This window comes from Virgibacillus dakarensis (genome assembly GCF_900155625.1).
Lineage (GTDB): Bacteria > Bacillota > Bacilli > Bacillales > Amphibacillaceae > Lentibacillus_C > Lentibacillus_C populi.
This window is the reverse complement of the sequence record NZ_LT732554.1, coordinates 2,225,582-2,243,171: the sequence shown is the minus strand read 5'-3', so window position 1 is coordinate 2,243,171 and position 17,590 is coordinate 2,225,582. Positions and strand designations below refer to the sequence as shown.

The window sequence follows — 17,590 nt, the reverse complement described above, 5'->3', positions numbered from 1 at the left end:
GATACTGTTCTTAATCGTTTGGTTGAAAACAATCTAAAAGGGTAAAATACGGTTTGAGTGTTTTATTGAGAAATTCTTAAATTTAATTTATTTCATCAAGGATTAGAAAGGAGCAGCTAGAATGTTTAAAAATCTATTTAAAAAATCAAGCACCCAGCAAATTTATGCGCCAATGAACGGGACGATTGTACCACTTGAGGAGGTTCCGGATCCGGTATTTAGCCAGAAGATGATGGGAGAAGGAGTTGCTATGATTCCGAGTGAAGGAAAAGTTCTCTCACCAGTAGATGGAAAAGTTGTACAAGTTCCCGATTCGAAACATGCTGTTGGAATCGAAGCCAATGATGGCACGGAATTATTAATTCATATTGGTTTAGAAACAGTTGCGTTAAAAGGAGAAGGATTTACACCAAAAGTAAATGTAGGAGATCCGGTTTCTGTTGGGGATCTCCTGATGGAATTTGATTTGGATTATATTCGTAACCATGCCAAAGATGTGATTACCCCAATTGTTATTACAAATAGTCAAAATAGTGACAAGCAATATGTCATCACTGAACAGAAAGAGGGTAGAGCAGCAGAAACGGAAATTATTACAGTTTCTTAGAAAACCTGGCTATTTCGCAACCCTTCATTGCCTAAGATGATCGGGGCGTGCAAAAAAATGTTTGGAAAAGCCAGCTGGGATAGGGATGTGAATGACGGTGAAAATAACGAAAATATTAAATAATAATGCCGTTATCGTAATGGATGGACAGCAGCAAGAGCAAATTGCTATCGGTGCCGGTGTCGGCTTTGAAAAGAGAAAAAACGACATTGTCAATATTAATAAAATTGAAAAGCTGTTTGTCCTAAAAGAAAATGAAAAACTCCAACAGTTATTATTACGGATACCGGAAGAACATTTTATCCTTTCAAAAGAAATTATTACGTACGCGGAAAAGCAGTTAGATACGAAGTTAAATGACCATATACTTTTGGCACTTACAGACCATATTTCCTTTGCCATTGAACGTGAAAAGCAGGGTATTCATCTTAAAAATAAATTATTGCAGGAAATAAAAATCTTATACAAGCCAGAATTTGAAATTGGGCTTTGGGCACTTCAGCACATAAAGGAGAAAAATCAGGTAGAGATGCCAATAGATGAAGCTGCCTTTATTGCTCTGCATATTCACACCATGAAAATTAAAGGAGGTGATTTGCACGAAACCGTCAGGCAAACAGCAATTGTAAGGGATATGGTAGAAACAATCAAAGATTATTTGCAAATCAAGATGGAAGAAGACGATATTTCCTACGAACGTCTTATTACACATCTTCGCTTTGCTTTATCCAGGGCGAATCAATATGAGGTGCATTCCATGGATGAAGAAATGCTGCAAATGATAAAACGTAAATTTAACGTATCCTTTCGCTGTGCTTTGGAGGTTTCAAAAAAATTGTCCCGCGCACATGGTATCGAGCTGCCAGAGGAAGAATTAGGTTATATAACACTTCACATAGAACGGTTAAGACACTATTAGTCGATACGCTATTATATTTTTACTTTCTATTTTGGCAGCGGATACAATTAGCCGGAAATATCCGGATGGTGAAGTAGCCTCTCGCGGGATTGTTGGGAATAGATTTCCGTAATTATTTACTAAATAAAACAATAGGGGGAAAGTCAAATGATGAAAAAATTGCAAAACCTTGGCCGCGCTATCATGCTGCCGGTTGCTGTCCTTCCCGCAGCTGCTATTTTAGCAGGTATTGGGAACTGGATTTTAGGTCTTTCAGAAGGTAATGTTGTCGGTACATTTTTGCAGACTGCAGGAACATCAATCCTTGATAATCTAGGGATCCTGTTTGCTGTCGGTATTGCCATTGGATTATCAAAAGATAAACATGGTGCCGCTGGACTAAGTGGACTGGTTGGTTTTTTAGTTGTAACGACATTAATATCCACAGATGCGGTTGCCGGCTTACAGGGGATAGATCCTGAAAATGTGAACGCAGCCTTTGCACAAAATGAAAACGTATTTATCGGGATTATATCAGGTGTTATTTCCGCAATGATGTACAATCGATTTAGTGGCGTGAAATTGCCTGATGCACTTGCATTTTTTAGTGGTAAACGGCTTGCACCAATTATGTCGGCAGCAGCAATGGTTGTTATGGCCGGTATTCTGTATTTTGTATGGCCAGTTGTTTATTCATGGCTCGTATCGTTTGGTACAGCTATAAGTGATCTGGGCGCATTGGGTGCAGGATTGTACGGCTTCTTTAATCGCCTCTTAATTCCAACAGGGTTACACCATGCCCTGAACTCGGTATTCTGGTTCGATGTCGCGGGAATTAATGATATCGGTAAGTTCCTGGGCAGTGAGGGAACAAAAGGTATTACTGGTATGTATCAGGCAGGATTTTTTCCAATCATGATGTTCGGTTTACCTGCTGCAGCTTTAGCCATGTATCATACAGCAAAAACAAAGCGTAAAAAGCAAGCTGCATCCTTGATGATGGCTGCTGCATTTGCTGCTTTCTTTACTGGGGTTACAGAGCCACTTGAATTCTCGTTCATGTTCTTGGCACCAGCATTGTATGTTGTTCACGCTTTACTTACAGGTCTGTCCCTATTCATAGCAGCCTTATTTCATTGGACTTCTGGTTTTGGATTTAGTGCCGGATTTGTTGACTATCTCTTGAGCTTTACAAACCCGATCGCTAGCCAGCCATATATGCTCATTGTTCAGGGACTTGTATTTGCGGTTATTTACTACTTCTTGTTCCGCTTCCTGATTGTTAAATTTAACTTGAAAACACCAGGCCGTGAAGATGAAACGACAGAAGAAGCACAAGGTGATGATCAAGCTAGCGGAGATGATAAATATACTGTCATGGCTGCCAAAATTTATGAAGGACTCGGCGGCGATGAAAATGTCGATGCGGTTGATTATTGCACGACTCGGTTAAGGGTAGAAGTAAAAGATATGGACAAAGTAGACCAGGATAAAATCAAATCTACGGGTGTCCCGGGGATTAATATAGTAGGTAAACAAAGTATTCAAGTTATCGTTGGTACAAGTGTACAATTTGTTGCCGATGAAGTAAATAAAATTCGTGGCAAGAAATAAATCGTATATTGTATTTGAAAGCGAACAGTATTGTATGTAAACTGTTCGCTTTTTACATGGTGAAATGTACATAGGCGTTTTACAGAAGGCGGCTTAGATATGTTTAAAATGAAGTTATGTGGAGGACGAGACTAAAGGACATTCATTACATTTCACCAACCTTAAATGGCTAATTCCCGCCTTATATGATCCATTTTATTACGGTCAATCCCTTTACTAAAATCCCCGTCCAGTCTGGCGCCAGAACCAATATGATATTCACTTGTGCCTATTTGTTTGTGAATGGAACCGATGTTGTCTGAAGAGATGCCGCTTCCCGCTAAAATAATTGGCCCCTCTAGTTCATTTGATAAAGCAACAAGCTGCTTTAGTTCGAGTGTTGCGTCTTTGGCCTTTGGTTTTCCACCTGAAGTCAATATTCGCTTAATATTTTTCTTATATTTATGCAAGACACGATAGCCATCAAGCTGAGAACGAAGCGAATCGAAAGCCCGATGAAAGGTCACATCAAAATCAGGGGCATGTTCCAAAACTTTATTCAACAGGTGCTCATCGATCTGGCCATCATCTGTGATACACCCGAAGACAATTCGATTTCCCCCAAGTGTTCGAATCATGGAAATATCCTCTTTCATCGTCTTCCAATCCGTTTCATCGTATATAAATCCATGGCTGTGTGGGCGGATCATGATCTGGACTGGAATGGCGGATGTGGATAGAACATTTTTGATTGCTCCATAGCTTGGTGTAAGTCCGCCTTCGTGAATCGCACTGACTAACTCCACTCGATCAGCGCCAAACGCTGCCGCCAGTCTCGTGTCCTCTGCATTCAAGGTAATAATTTCTATTTTCATGTTTGTGTCTCCTTCTGGATTATATTCGTAGGATGGGCGCCTGGCCACTTCCTAAATTTTTCCACATGTTGAACACATATAAATTGACTAAAAAAATCTTATAGAAATGAATTTTATCAGCCAATCGCCACAACATCGCTTAACACAAAAAACTACACCCGTCCTGCTGACGAAAGTGCAGTTCCTTTATTCCTTATTTATTTGCAATACTATTACTGGAAAAAGAATCGCTTCTTAACTCATTCACTAGAGCTTGGATTAATTCTTCAGATGATTGAATTTTAAAATTTTCCGTTTGCTCAATCAGCTTCTTTAACATCAATTTATATTTCTCTTGGTCTCCCACAACATATTCCCGCCTTTTAAAGGGTGTTCAAAAAATTTTCCAAATGGCAAGCAGCGAATTCGAGTTCCTATTTGTTTTTCAGCCACTCTAAACTGCCTTCTCCCGACCTTTCTTACAACGCACAGAACGGCTGGTGTCAACGTTGCTATGGACGCCTGGCTCTTAGCTGACCATCTATTTGGCAACTTTTCTGAACACGTATTTTTAGAAATTCGACCCATAATCGCATCATACCACAAAAACCAAACAAAACAATATCGAAAATTGTCGTATTAACAAATTTGACACGCAAATTTGTTTTTACCTGTACCATATTGTTCGTTAGGCTAGCAATGTTTATGATCGTTTTTTCCGTTTTAACAGGTGAACATATATTAGAAGCAATAACGCCATAAAAGCACCAAAGCTGTCAAGCACTACATCTCCGGCATATGGCGTCCGACCCGCAGTAAACCCTTGGTGAAACTCATCTAATCCAGCATATGCAACCGTTAAGGTAAATGATAAGGATATGCTCACCGGAAAAGTACAGGAAGTTGTTTTCCGAACTGCAGCAAGGAACAATAGCATTAATACAAAGAAAACGGTAACATGGGCTCCTTTTCGGATAAAGAACTCGATAAAACCAGCAACACCCAAAACATCAACACTGACCTCAGATTGGTGGTAAGAAAGGGAAACCCAATCGAGATAAGGTGCTAAAAACGAAAGATCCACCATATTTGTTAAAAACGGCTTCATATCCTGTTTCTCATAGGGTTGAGCCGAGGCGTAAAAAATCACACCCATCCAAGTCAACGGCAAAAGCCAATACCAAATTTTTTGCATTGAAGTCACCAAACTATCTTATCCAACTATTATTTTACAAAAAAAAACCGTATACCAAAGCTGCTACGGTTGATATCCGTTTATTTGTTTTGTTTATTTTTCCATTTATTAAATTCGAGATATTCTTTAAACTGCTCTTTGGATACACCTGATTCCATTGCTTCCTGAACGATCTTTAACCAGTCATCATCTAGCTGATCCTCTATCTGCATACTATCCTCACGAATTAACTCGTTAACAGACACACCTAATACCGCACCAACTTTTTCGATGAATTGGATGGATGGATTTGTTTGAAGGTTACGTTCAATGGAACTCAGATAAGATTTGGCTACACCTGCTTTTTCAGCCAGCTCTGATATAGACATCTTCTTATCCTGACGAAATTGTTTGATTTTTTCACCAATCAAGCCCACACACCTTCTTTCAGTGACGATTATACCACAATGAGGTGAATGGTTCTATAAAGCACATTTTGTTTTAGAAAATTATACACGCTCATTTTTTTTGGCTTAGAAATATTCGAATCTCCTCAATTGTAAGCCCGATTGTTTTCGCTTCTTTCATCAACTTAATCCACTCGTTATCCAATTTTCTTTTTTTGGCCGTTTCAATCATCGTTTTCCTCCCCCATTTACATTTCAGGTAATCCGGCTGCCATAGCTAATGCCTTAGACCCGTGATTTTGCGCCCCTATTTTTCAATAAGTTAGCTCTTTTCTGAGGAATCAACTCTCGTATAAGACTACTATACTATAGACGAGAAGGCTTGTGGATGTCTTGTTTTGTCAGAATAGAACTAGTTTTGTAAATAATTACTACTTATTACCCAGATACCATTATATTTTACACTTTGCGGTTCTATCTGCGTTCAGTATTCCACCTTCTCAAAAGTAGTTGATCATTCCCGCTTGTCCAATTGCTTTGTGCTTGATCCAGGTGTCAGTTCTCTTAAAATTACAATGTGTACTCTATAAAGAACATGCACAATTGCAGCATAGGTAATTTTTCTTATATCGAAAACGTCCAAAATCTGGAAAATACATCACAAAATATTTGTATTCTTCCATTTACTATTATTTTCTTCTTCCTTACTCAGCATTTAACATTTTTACAAATCATGATTGTCTTGCAAATTGTTGTTTAAATCCGCTTTCATAAACGATATACTAGATACAGTAGCGGAAGGAGCGAACGCTTTATGAAAAAAGTTGCAATCATCTTTATCACCGCTGGATTGTTTTTTGTTATCTTTGGTGGCTATCAATTGTTCAAAACAAATAAAGCCCAGGAAAAAAGTTTAGCCGAAGCAGAAGCTTTATTAACAAATGAAACTTCTCGTGATACTGTCTCGTCCAGCAGTATGGAAGCAGCTGCATCGTTCGCCCCTTCAACTGGGGAAACAGTCGGCATTTTACATATCCCTGAATTGCACGCTGACCTTCCAATTGTAGAAGGAACAGATGAGGATGATTTGGAAAAAGGGGTTGGACATTATAAAGGGACGGCCTATCCGGAACAGCAAGATCAAATCGTCCTGTCCGGCCACCGTGATACGGTTTTTCGACGGATGGGGGAATTGGCCATTGGTGATGTTTTAACGATTAAGCTCCCTTATGGTGATTTCTCCTATGAGATCGTCGATACGAAAGTTGTGGATGCCGATGACCGGACTGTTATTGCTTCGACCGCGCCAAAGGAAGTGTTAACGGTGACAACATGCTACCCGTTTTCCTACATTGGAAATGCACCGGAACGTTATATTATAACCGCATTGCCAACTGAAAATGGCAACTGACACTTCGCAAACGCAGAAACTGCCAGCTTAGCAATTTTTATTTGTTTTTTAACCAGAGTATTATAAAGTGTACCGAGGAGGAATTTAACAATATAACAAGTATCATATGAATACTGTATAATACCAAAAATCGGCTGTATCCAACCCGGATTTTCCAATTTTTAAGGATGTGCTGTAAAACAGAAAATGGTATGATAAATAAAGAGTTTGTATTGATTGAGGGGGTCTATATGAAAAAAATAACGATGATCTTATCTATTTTGTTTTTCGTATTTCTTGCTGCTTGCGCAAATGATGAGGTAAAGCCACAGGATCGTTTCGCTACATATGTAAAACAATGGAATGATCAAAAATTCAATGAGATGCACGACATGCTTTCGGCCAAATCAGCTGAGAAACACTCAACGGAGCAATTTGTTGATCGATATAAGAAAATATACAAAGATCTTGGTATATCAGATTTAAAGGTTTCCTTTAAGAAGTTGGGTGAAGAAAAACTGGAAAGTGCCATGGATAAAGGTAAGGCGACTTTCCCGATAACGGTAAAAATGAACACGATTGCCGGCCCTATTTCGTTTGATTATAAAGCGACACTTGTAAAAGAAGGAGAAGATGACAAGGAAAATTGGTTTGTACAATGGGATCCGGGATTTATTTTTCCAGAAATTAAAGACGGCGGTGAAATCGGAATCCAGACTGAAGTACCGAAGCGCGGTGAAATCCTTGATCGGAACAAGATGCCGTTAGCAATCAACGATATTGTTTACGAAATTGGCATTATTCCTGAGAAACTAGGTGACAATCCAGAGGCCATGAAAAAGAAAATCGCTGGATTATTAGACATGTCGGTTGATGGAATTGATGCCGCTTTAAACGCCGACTGGGTCGAACCAAATCTATTTGTACCACTAAAGAAAGTTCCAAAAACGAAGGAAGCGGTTCTTAATCAACTGTGGGAGCTTGATCCAGTCACAGAGCGTGAAGTTACCGGACGTGTATATCCTGCCGGGGAAGCTGCTGCACATTTAGTAGGATATGTCGGGAAAATTACCGCTGAGGAACTGGAAAAACAGGAACCCGGTGAATATACGGCAAATGACATGATCGGTAAACGCGGACTTGAACAGCTATACGAAGACCAATTGAAAGGGGAACAAGGCGTTACAATCACGGTCTCCAAAGAGGGCGAGGATGATGTAGTACTTGCCGAAAAACCCGTAAAAGATGGGGAAAATATTCAAACGACCATTGATGTTGATCTTCAAGAAAAGATTTATTCCTCCTATGATGGAGAAGCAGGGACAACAGCTGCTGTTAACCCGAAAACCGGAGAAACGTTGGCACTTGTCAGCAGCCCTGCATTTAATCCAAATAAAATGCTTTACGGTGTCAGCCAAAGCGAATTGGAAAAATTGCAGGATGATCCGCAAAAGCCAATGATTAACCGTTTTTCCGCAACCTTCGCACCAGGATCGGTTATGAAGCCTATTACAGCGGCTGCTGGTTTAAACAATGGCAGCATTGATCCTGATAAAGGGATTGAAATCAATGGTTTAGACTGGAGTAATGGTAAAGGATGGGGTGATTATAAGGTACATCGTGTCTCCAGTTCAGACGGCCCAGTTGATCTCACGGATGCACTGGTTCGCTCTGATAATATTTATTTTGCCATGAAAGCCGTTGACATGGGTGCTGAGGCTTTTGCCAAGGGGTTGAAGCAATTTGGTTTCGGTGAAGATGTTCCTTTTGAATACCCAATCGAAACATCAACTATTTCTGAAAACGGAAAATTTGCCGATGAAGTACAACTAGCAGATTCCAGCTATGGGCAAGGGCAAATTCAAATGAGCCCGTTACATCTCGCCATGGCTTATACATCCTTTTTAAACGACGGAAAGATGCTGAAACCTGTATTACTGGGTGATGAGAAAACCGGCCAAACATGGAAGGAAGGACTTGTTACAAGTGATCAGACAAACGTCATTAAGGATGCTCTGCGTAAAGTTGTAGATTCACCAAAAGGAACCGCAAAGGGTGCAAAAAACGCTGATTTTGCCATCTCCGGTAAAACCGGAACCGCTGAACTTAAAAAGACGGCAGATGATAAGTCCGGTCAGGAAAACGGTTGGTTTGTCGCATATCCAACCGAGGAACAGGATATAATGATTGCCATGATGATTGAGCATACCGAGGATAAAGGCGGGAGCAGTTACGCCGTTAAGAAGGTTACCAATATATTGAAGGATTTTCATAAATAGATGAAATAAGCTCTCAGGATAGCTGATTATTCTGAGAGCTTTTATTGAGGTTTTCGATTTGGATAGAGGTTTGCTGGGCGAGTTGATGTTTTGGCGGGTACCAATCCTCTGGAATCGGATTGGTACCCAACTCTGTATATTACAATTATACCAAAGTCTAGTAGAAATGCCTCGTTCTTTATTACAATTTTTTGACCAACGAATGAAACGCTTCTTCATTACGTTCGTCCAATGCTTGATCAATTAATCGCTTTAAGTTTTGTCGTTCTAGCTCATCAATAATGACAGCGATTTCATTTTTAGCGGTACTGCTTATATCATTAATATAGTATGGCTGAATAATTTTTCTCAGCTCATTCATGAAATCAGGAAGGGATACAAGCTTTGTCATGGGAATGTGAATGATGTCCTTGCCTTTTTGGAAAGCAAAACTGGCATCGATGTTATCTACCTCCTGTGTTCTCCGGTTAATCCGGATTTCCTTTGCTTTAACCGGGACAAAATGGTACAACTGATCATGAATTAACACTGTGAAATACTGATATGCCAGGATAACACGAACATACTCATCATCGGCTTTAATATAATACGGCTTCAACATCTTAACGGTAACCATCATAATCCTCCTCCCAATCTTATTTATGCTTGTAATATTCAGTTAATTAATTTTACACAATTATTTTGAAAAATTCAAGGGTAAATTATGGGAAACGACTATAAATTAAAATGGAATCAGCAAAAGCCAGCCAATATTTTTTGAATCGGCTGGATTTTTGACAGGTTTTTAACTAATTTGATTAATAATATTTTCCACGACCTTATTAAACTCATTTTCACCCGGCAATGCATACTTTTCCTCGATTTGATCACGGTATTGTCCAGCTTTCTTTAAATTTTCAATTCCTTTTTTCATGTAGCTTTTATAACGATTATTCAATTCACTTATTTTATCTGCATATTTTTCGTCTGTTCCGGGAGTGACTAACTCTTCGTACAGGTCAATTATACAATCCCCGTCTTTTTTCGGGAAAAATTCATGGGGATCAGTGCTGTCAAAAATGCAAAAATCAAGATCTCGTACCAGTACCATGTCAATGCTGTTTGGATCAAAGCTGCAATGATACAATTCAATATCAAGACCGTGCTCAGTGCAGGCATTTGCAATCTTTTTCATGAAAGTTGATTTTCCAGTACCGGCGCGGCCTTTGATGAAATATACATTATTTACACCCTGAATGATTTCCGGCACTACATTTACAACACCATCTGAAGTGTTTGTGCCAAAGAGACGGTGATACGTATGACCTTTTGTTTCCGATATTGGTTGGGAATATAGAAGTTTTTCAATAAATTCTTTTGTAAGTTCATCGGCACGGGCGAAGTCCATTTGGCTGATATAAATCTCTTCTAAATCATCATGTATTTTTAATCCCGCAGAAAAATCATTATACGCATTTTCAATGGCCAATTTCTCTTTATCTAAAACCTCATAATCGGTGTTCTTTATATCAAAAAAATTTCCCAGATTTACGTTTAACATATCTTCAAATTCCGGGGTGGATTCAGTAAATAAAGCAACTGATTTATTACGAACAATCAAACCATCTAAGTAATCATTTCCATGGACACTTTTTATAATTTCCAGATTTAATTGACCCTCATAAAAATTAACAAATTTCCTTATTACTGCTGTCTTAACTTTTAATGAGGGATGAGTTAATACAAATACATTCTTAATATTCTTTATGTTAGATTGTGAAAAGTCTTGCTTTCCGGAAGCTGTATGTCCGTGAACATAATAATAAGTTTTTTGCGACAAAGGACAACACACCCTTTTTTTGTATATTTAATTCTCCTTTATTAACTTATGCAAGGGTAAAAAATTGTGAACCTTGGAGTACATTTTAGTAACATACCACTTAATTATGATACTATCATTATCAATCGTAATTCAATAACAAGCAACATATTAAATTCCTTCTCACCACAAAAAAGCCATGCAGATAATACTATCCACATGACTTCTTTACTCCTTACGCCAATTCCGCCCGTTCCTCCTCCGTAAACACCCGCGATCTCGTCAAAAACCGCTTACCCTCAGGACCTTCCAATGAAAACATTCCGCCGCGTCCATCTACTGCATCGATGATCAGCTGAGTATGTTTCCAGTATTCGTATTGATCCTTGGACATGTAAAATGGTGTGTCTCCTATTTTCCCGAGCAACACATCCGCTTCCCCGACTATAAATTCATCACGCGGATAACACATCGGCGAGCTCCCGTCACAGCATCCGCCTGATTGATGAAACATTAGCGGGCCATGAATCTTTTTTAATGTATTAATTAATTCCAAAGCTTCATCGGTAACCGTCACACGTTCAACCATTTTTCACACCCCTTCTATAAGCAAAATTTTTAGGTGGAACCTATCTATTTTGTATAGGGCGGGTAATTCCACGAATCACCCGCCTCCCCCCCGTACGCATATTTTTTTAAAATAAACCAGCAGGACCTTCACTATAGCTTATTAACAGGTTTTTCGTTTGTTGATAGTGATCAAGCATCATTAAATGATTTTCCCGGCCGATACCAGATTTTTTATAGCCGCCGAATGCAGCATGTGCTGGATATTGGTGGTAGCAGTTAGTCCATACACGTCCCGCTTCAATTCCACGCCCAAAACGGTATGCTGTATTAATATCACGGGTCCATACACCTGCTCCTAATCCGTATAATGTATCATTTGCGATCGCCATTGCTTCTTCCTTATCTTTGAAAGTCGTTACCGATAAAACTGGTCCAAAGATTTCTTCCTGGAAAATGCGCATTTTGTTGTTACCCTTGAAAATGGTTGGCTGAATATAATAACCATTTTCCAAATCTTCATCATCAAGTTTATTCACTTCACCGCCAACAACAACTTCTGCGCCTTCCTGTTTTCCAATATCCAAATACGATTTAATTTTTTCCATTTGTTCTTCCGATGCCTGTGCCCCCATCATGGTTTCCGTATCAAGTGGGTGACCGATTTTAATTTGGTTTACCCGTTCAACCGCCCGCTCAATGAATTGATTATAAATTGATTCATGCACAAGTGCGCGCGATGGACATGTGCAAACCTCACCCTGATTGAGCGCAAACATGACGAATCCTTCAACCGCTTTATCAAGAAATCCATCATCCTTATCCATCACATCTGCAAAGAATATGTTCGGTGATTTCCCGCCAAGCTCAAGCGTCACTGGAATAATATTTTCAGACGCGTATTGCATAATTAATCGTCCAGTTGTTGTTTCACCAGTAAAGGCCACTTTCGAGATGCGACTGTTCGTTGCTAGCGGTTTCCCGGCTTCAAGGCCGAAGCCATTAACAATGTTGACGACACCTGCAGGCAGTAAATCTTTTATCACATCTAGTAAAATATGAATGGACGCTGGTGTTTGCTCGGCTGGTTTCAGCACAACACAGTTTCCTGCAGCAAGTGCCGGTGCGAGTTTCCATGTCGCCATTAAGAGTGGAAAGTTCCATGGTATAATTTGCCCGACAACACCAAGTGGCTCATGGAAGTGATAAGCTACTGTATCATTGTCAATTTGGCTGATGCCGCCTTCTTGCGCTCGAATTACTCCGGCAAAATAGCGGAAATGATCTACCGCTAGTGGCAAGTCAGCAGCAAGCGGTTCTCGTACTGCCTTACCGTTGTCCCACGTTTCCGCTACCGCGAGCATTTCCATATTTTCCTCGATTCGATCGGCAATTTTATTGAGGATATTTGCCCGCTCTGCTACCGATGTTTTACCCCACGCATCTTTAGCAACATGTGCAGCCTCAACCGCTGCTTCTACATCTTCTTTATTCGATCTGGCAATCTCACAAAATACTTTTCCGGTGACGGGACTGACGTTTTCAAAGTATTTTCCACTGGCAGGCGGTCGATACTCCCCGCCGATAAAATTATCGTACCGTTCCTTGAATGATACCTTAGCGCCTTCTGTGTTTGGATTTGCGTACCTCATGATAAACATTCCTCCCCTTATAAATTGTAAGCGTTTGCAATAAATTAGCTGTGAACACTAACGGACAACAGCCTCTGTTTCAAATTATACCAGTTGATTCGGAATTATTCCAACAATTCAATAACCGTATATGAACTTCATTTACCATGTTTGAAACAAAAAAGGAAACAAGCCCATTTATCCGAGGACTTGTTTCCAGTGCTGAAGCAACTATACTTTTTTCGTCTATATAAAAAAGATGCCAAACCGGACATCTTAACAAAATATATGAACATAAAAAAAGTGCCTATCCCTACTGATTCATTTTTAAAAAGAATTGCTTCAGCCCATTAATATTTAAAATTACTTCAATTCCGGAAGCATCCGAACTTCCTGCTCCATTGATGATTTACAAAGCGGACATTTTGGTTCTTCGTCAAAGCTATAAGATTCGCGCATCCATCCTTGACAGTCCTCACTTGTACATGACCAGACCTTCGTCTCCACTTCTGGAAGCGGCTCTTTAGGCCCACGTGAAAAAGACATGATAGCAACCCCTTTCATGGTACTACTTATATTATACTCCTTTCCCATACACAAAGAAAGGGCAGACAGCTTATCACTGCAAACATTTGTGAATTTGTCTGGTTAACGTCTCTCTTATAAGGATTGACCAATTCTTACTATTTCATACATAAGGCGGTTTTCCCTGCCTAAATGGAAAACCGCCATGTCTTTACAACACAAATCGCTCAATCGCCTTTGCTACGCCGTCTTGATTGTTCGTATCGGTTACAAAATCGGCAGCTTTTTTCACTGCATCCTGGGCGTTTCCCATCGCAATACCGATCCCGCCCTGTTGAATCATTTTAATATCGTTTAAACTATCGCCAACTGCCATTACATTATTCATGGTAGTACCAATCCATTCACAAACCGATCTCAATGCAGTAGCTTTATTTACACCAATCGGATTGACTTCAATATTGGTTGGAGTTGAGTTACTTAATTCTAATTCTTTGTGATACGATAGCTTCTTCACAAGGTCATCAAGTTTTTCCTTATCATGTGAATCAAAGCCGATTTTAAGCCATTCATGATCATTAAAGTTAGCTGGGCGAGCGTCATACCAGATATCATCGGTTGAAACCATCCAACTGGTCATGTCATTTTCTGCCCCTAACTCCCACATCATTTCCATTAATTTCGTATCAATTAAATGCCGCTCCTTCAATTCTTTATCAAAGGTCCAAATTTCTCCACCATTTACCGTCACCAAATACGACGTCAGATTTAGTGATTCAGCAAACGGACGACAGGAACTGATCCAGCGCCCCGTACTTAATACAACATGTACATCGTTCGCAAGTGCCTGTGCAATTGCTTCCCGTGTACGTTTCGAAACTTCCTGTTCACTTGTTAATAACGTACCATCCATATCTAATGCTACTAATTTAATCTCATGCTTCTTTTCCATTATACGTACGCTCCCTATCCAATTTATGTAGTTTTTGAATCCCACTGTCGTAAAAAAAGGTGGTAAAAAACGGAATCAACAGCAAAAATAATAAAACAAAAAATAACAGCTGTATATTATATAAATCGACAATTAAGCCGCCAAAAACCGGTCCAATCATTCGTCCGGCTGCACTGACACTGTTAACAAATCCCTGGTAAAATCCTGCTCTCCCTTTTGGTGCTAGTTCACTTGCAATAGTAGGAACCGCCGGCCACATTAGCATTTCTCCGACTGTTAAAATAACCATCGCAACCGCGAACATCGTAAATTCCTCTGCGAACATGGCAATTAAAAAGGAAGTGAATAGTATGGCATTACCGAGATAAATGTGTATTTTTTGCGATCTAAATTTACCTGTAACCCATTTTACCAGAGGTTGACCAAGAACGATAAGAAAACCATTAATCGGTATGTGTCAAGTTTTTCTCGACGTTGCTTTCATACCAATATTTCAGGCGCTCCCATTTTGTACACCTTGTTCGGCTACCGCGCTGTCGCTTGCTGGCCTCATTTTTGACAGAACGGTCTTAAAAACCAAAGACCGTTCCATCAAAAACGAGGTTTATTGTAATATTTTAAATAAGTTACCTATGGCTGTTGAATGAGCCGCATATAAAGCGACAGAACCTTGTTTTACACCAATAGATGGTTGTGTTGGCTGACGTAATAATTGGGCCACTCTGACAGCTTTTTTTACATCCCGTTGTTTCCTGGTACTCCGTTCATTGCATTTCAGATAAGCGTTACGCAATGTATTATTCAACATGCCTTGTTTGATTTTCACCATTGCCTCCGCACCATCATTACTCCAATGCATTCCACGCTTTTTCATACGAAAAGACACATGCCGCTGGTTGGATTCCATAGCACCGAGTTTCCTGGCATCTCTAGGGCTGTCTGTTACAATATCCCGCCAGTCGTAAATGCGTTCCCAATTGTTGAGAATGTAACTGCGAAAGACGTTGATTTTCTCCATCTGCTTATCGTCTTCCAATGTGCTTTCGTATGTATCTAATTGAAGCTTGAATCCTTCTAAATCATGTTCCTTCAGTGCCTTTCTCCCTGCATCTTTATAGGCATTTCCTGCACTGCCAAATGCACGGTTAAATCCTTGTGAGATATGATAGTCATCCAGTTGGTTTAAAATCGGTTTATTCGATTGGGAAAAAGCAGCTTGAAACCTTTCAACTGTATAACCCGGGCCACCGTCACTGTTAGTAACAACCTGTGCGTCTTCCAGTGTATATCGGCTGGATGCCATCGCCTGCGTTTCATCCCAAAATGCATCTGTAGATTGCGTTGTCATAATTACTGTCGGTTCCTTAAGGGATACACGTTTCCCGTTTTTCTCCCATCCTTCATACATGATCGCATGGTGCACTTCCATACTCTGTTTTTTTTGGAGTCCGCGGACAAAAACACCATCTGCCTCCGCATAAAAGAAATCAACCTTTTTTCCTTCTGGCAGGGACGCTGCTTCATCCAACTCTTTCACCATCTCTTGATCCATCTCTGCCTGGGCTTTACCCACAGTCTTTACCATATTTCCTACCGTTTGGTGACTTAAGCTTACAGGTGTCCATTCCTTGAGAGTACGGGCCACTTGCCGGTAAGTACTTTCACTCGCCATTTCGGCTACTTTCAGTTCCACCAATGGACTGTATCGTTGCCTATCCCGCAGACCAATCCACTCATCCAATGGATAGACTGCCTTTCCTTTTTTATCCCTCATCAACGTATGATCAAAGGTAACCGTCCCAAACATAAATTGTACACTTCTTGAATCTGTGGTTTCCACTTTCCAGTCATCTGCACGTCTTTGTGCTACAATGACTTGATTTAATTCACTGAACATGCGCCCCATCAAAGAGGAAAAGAAGTTATACATTAAAATTTGAGCTCTTTCTTCAAACTCCACCAGATTCGTTGTATTCTTTATTAATTCATACAGCTTTGATATAATATGATCCATGAGAAGGCCTCTTTCTAAAATGTATTATGCCGTGCAAAGCATACATTTTAATGATAGAGCGCCTTCTCTTTTTTGGCTATCAAAAAGTACCGCAATTACTACCGAGTATAATTTTACACATACCATTAATCGCCCACAATGAACTGTATCGATCAAGCGGTATACCGACATCCTGCGTGTGGGAGGCAATCGTTGACTGCCACTGACTATAGGCAATCCAGGCTGTAAAAAATCCGACACATAAAATAATTAGCGCCATAAAGGAAGATTTGTTCCTGATTTTCCCACTCTGCTCGATAACCGTTGTATTCATTTGCCGATCGCGTTCATTATCTATTCCTTTGAAAGCAACGAGTACAATTAGGAAGAAAACCACAAACAATAATGCGTTCGCGATAAAAATATAATTAAAGGAAATGCTGGCGACGTAACCGCCTACTGTCGCTCCCAGTGCAACACCCAAATTTTGTGCGACGTAGATGGCATTAAACGCTCGCCGGCCACCTTCAGGCCATATGGATCCAGCCATCGCAAACATCACCGGCCAGGTAATACCGGTTCCAAAACCAATTAAAATAAGCAAAATGGAATATGGCAATATGTTATGGTTAAACGATAGAATAATTGCTGCCCCCATTGCAAGTCCCGTTCCATAAAGAATTGTCCGATACGCACTAAATTTATCAAACAACACTCCACCAATTAAATTTCCCGCAATCGTTGCACCTTGATTAAACATCAAAATAAACCCCGCAAAAGCTAAACTCCTGCCGAGCTCATTATGCATATAAATGGTATTCAACGGCCACAAAAATGAAGCCCCTGTAACATTAATCGTTGTTGCTATCACCAGCACCCAAATGAACCTAGGCACAGTCTTCATCTCACCTTCTTAACATAC

General features: G+C 40.0%; 19 protein-coding genes and 1 riboswitch. Of the genes, 5 read left to right on the top strand and 14 right to left on the bottom strand.

What is annotated here, in order from left to right:
* Window positions 1-121: 121 nt before the first annotated feature.
* The 3 genes from CZ382_RS20210 to nagE all read left to right on the top strand — a co-directional run bounded on the left by CZ382_RS20210 (window position 122) and on the right by nagE (window position 3,119).
* Window positions 122-607 carry a PTS sugar transporter subunit IIA gene (locus tag CZ382_RS20210; protein ID WP_088052936.1) on the top strand — a complete coding sequence of 162 codons (486 nt, stop codon included), beginning with the start codon at window positions 122-124 and terminating at the stop codon, window positions 605-607.
* A 91-nt stretch (window positions 608-698) separates the two neighbouring features.
* On the top strand, window positions 699-1,526 hold the full coding sequence (locus tag CZ382_RS20205; protein ID WP_407701312.1) for a PRD domain-containing protein: 828 nt from the start codon (window positions 699-701) through the stop codon (window positions 1,524-1,526).
* Window positions 1,527-1,673: 147 nt separating this feature from the next.
* Window positions 1,674-3,119 (top strand): N-acetylglucosamine-specific PTS transporter subunit IIBC, encoded by a 1,446-nt coding sequence (nagE, locus tag CZ382_RS20200; protein WP_088052935.1) that lies wholly within the window; start codon window positions 1,674-1,676, stop codon window positions 3,117-3,119.
* Between the two features lie 161 nt (window positions 3,120-3,280).
* On the opposite strand, the gene CZ382_RS20195 is transcribed toward nagE, so the two are convergent.
* The 5 genes from CZ382_RS20195 to CZ382_RS20180 all read right to left on the bottom strand — a co-directional run bounded on the left by CZ382_RS20195 (window position 3,281) and on the right by CZ382_RS20180 (window position 5,765).
* Window positions 3,281-3,973, bottom strand: coding sequence for a copper homeostasis protein CutC (locus CZ382_RS20195; RefSeq protein WP_088052934.1), 693 nt, complete (start codon window positions 3,971-3,973; stop codon window positions 3,281-3,283).
* A 193-nt stretch (window positions 3,974-4,166) separates the two neighbouring features.
* Window positions 4,167-4,319, bottom strand: a complete 153-nt coding sequence (locus CZ382_RS24035) for a hypothetical protein (RefSeq protein WP_188725630.1) — start codon at window positions 4,317-4,319, stop codon at window positions 4,167-4,169.
* 336 nt (window positions 4,320-4,655) lie between these two features.
* Window positions 4,656-5,147 carry a VanZ family protein gene (locus tag CZ382_RS20190; protein ID WP_088052933.1) on the bottom strand — a complete coding sequence of 164 codons (492 nt, stop codon included), beginning with the start codon at window positions 5,145-5,147 and terminating at the stop codon, window positions 4,656-4,658.
* Between the two features lie 80 nt (window positions 5,148-5,227).
* Window positions 5,228-5,557: a helix-turn-helix domain-containing protein gene (locus CZ382_RS20185; protein WP_088052932.1), complete on the bottom strand. Its 330-nt coding sequence runs from the start codon at window positions 5,555-5,557 to the stop codon at window positions 5,228-5,230.
* An 88-nt stretch (window positions 5,558-5,645) separates the two neighbouring features.
* Entirely contained in the window at window positions 5,646-5,765 is a 120-nt protein-coding gene (locus CZ382_RS20180; protein WP_088052931.1) for an anti-repressor SinI family protein, read from the bottom strand.
* A 23-nt stretch (window positions 5,766-5,788) separates the two neighbouring features.
* Window positions 5,789-5,871, bottom strand: a riboswitch (cyclic di-GMP riboswitch).
* 476 nt (window positions 5,872-6,347) lie between these two features.
* Here CZ382_RS20180 and CZ382_RS20175 point away from each other — a divergent pair.
* Window positions 6,348-6,944: a class D sortase gene (locus CZ382_RS20175; protein ID WP_088052930.1), complete on the top strand. Its 597-nt coding sequence runs from the start codon at window positions 6,348-6,350 to the stop codon at window positions 6,942-6,944.
* Window positions 6,945-7,174: 230 nt separating this feature from the next.
* A complete protein-coding gene (locus CZ382_RS20170) occupies window positions 7,175-9,202 on the top strand; it encodes a penicillin-binding transpeptidase domain-containing protein (RefSeq protein WP_088052929.1) in 2,028 nt (675 codons plus the stop codon).
* A gap of 181 nt (window positions 9,203-9,383) precedes the next feature.
* Here the strand turns inward: CZ382_RS20170 and CZ382_RS20165 are convergent, their stop codons facing one another.
* The 9 genes from CZ382_RS20165 to CZ382_RS20125 all read right to left on the bottom strand — a co-directional run bounded on the left by CZ382_RS20165 (window position 9,384) and on the right by CZ382_RS20125 (window position 17,572).
* Entirely contained in the window at window positions 9,384-9,821 is a 438-nt protein-coding gene (locus CZ382_RS20165; RefSeq protein ID WP_235000482.1) for an IDEAL domain-containing protein, read from the bottom strand.
* Between the two features lie 165 nt (window positions 9,822-9,986).
* Window positions 9,987-11,021 carry a hypothetical protein gene (locus tag CZ382_RS20160; RefSeq protein ID WP_088052927.1) on the bottom strand — a complete coding sequence of 345 codons (1,035 nt, stop codon included), beginning with the start codon at window positions 11,019-11,021 and terminating at the stop codon, window positions 9,987-9,989.
* Between the two features lie 214 nt (window positions 11,022-11,235).
* On the bottom strand, window positions 11,236-11,589 hold the full coding sequence (locus CZ382_RS20155; RefSeq protein WP_088052926.1) for a DUF779 domain-containing protein: 354 nt from the start codon (window positions 11,587-11,589) through the stop codon (window positions 11,236-11,238).
* A 106-nt stretch (window positions 11,590-11,695) separates the two neighbouring features.
* The gene (gene adh, locus CZ382_RS20150) at window positions 11,696-13,219 is read right to left on the bottom strand and encodes an aldehyde dehydrogenase (RefSeq protein WP_088052925.1); all 1,524 of its coding nucleotides are present in this window, start codon (window positions 13,217-13,219) and stop codon (window positions 11,696-11,698) included.
* A gap of 342 nt (window positions 13,220-13,561) precedes the next feature.
* Entirely contained in the window at window positions 13,562-13,744 is a 183-nt protein-coding gene (locus CZ382_RS20145; protein WP_088052924.1) for a cold-shock protein, read from the bottom strand.
* 190 nt (window positions 13,745-13,934) lie between these two features.
* The gene (locus CZ382_RS20140) at window positions 13,935-14,675 is read right to left on the bottom strand and encodes a Cof-type HAD-IIB family hydrolase (RefSeq protein ID WP_088052923.1); all 741 of its coding nucleotides are present in this window, start codon (window positions 14,673-14,675) and stop codon (window positions 13,935-13,937) included.
* On the bottom strand, window positions 14,659-15,108 hold the full coding sequence (locus tag CZ382_RS20135; RefSeq protein WP_268811351.1) for an MFS transporter: 450 nt from the start codon (window positions 15,106-15,108) through the stop codon (window positions 14,659-14,661). Before CZ382_RS20135 ends, CZ382_RS20140 begins: the two co-directional genes overlap by 17 nt.
* A 171-nt stretch (window positions 15,109-15,279) precedes the next feature.
* Window positions 15,280-16,689, bottom strand: a complete 1,410-nt coding sequence (locus CZ382_RS20130) for an ISLre2 family transposase (RefSeq protein WP_088049371.1) — start codon at window positions 16,687-16,689, stop codon at window positions 15,280-15,282.
* 79 nt (window positions 16,690-16,768) lie between these two features.
* On the bottom strand, window positions 16,769-17,572 hold the full coding sequence (locus tag CZ382_RS20125; RefSeq protein WP_235000481.1) for an MFS transporter: 804 nt from the start codon (window positions 17,570-17,572) through the stop codon (window positions 16,769-16,771).
* Window positions 17,573-17,590: the final 18 nt, after the last annotated feature.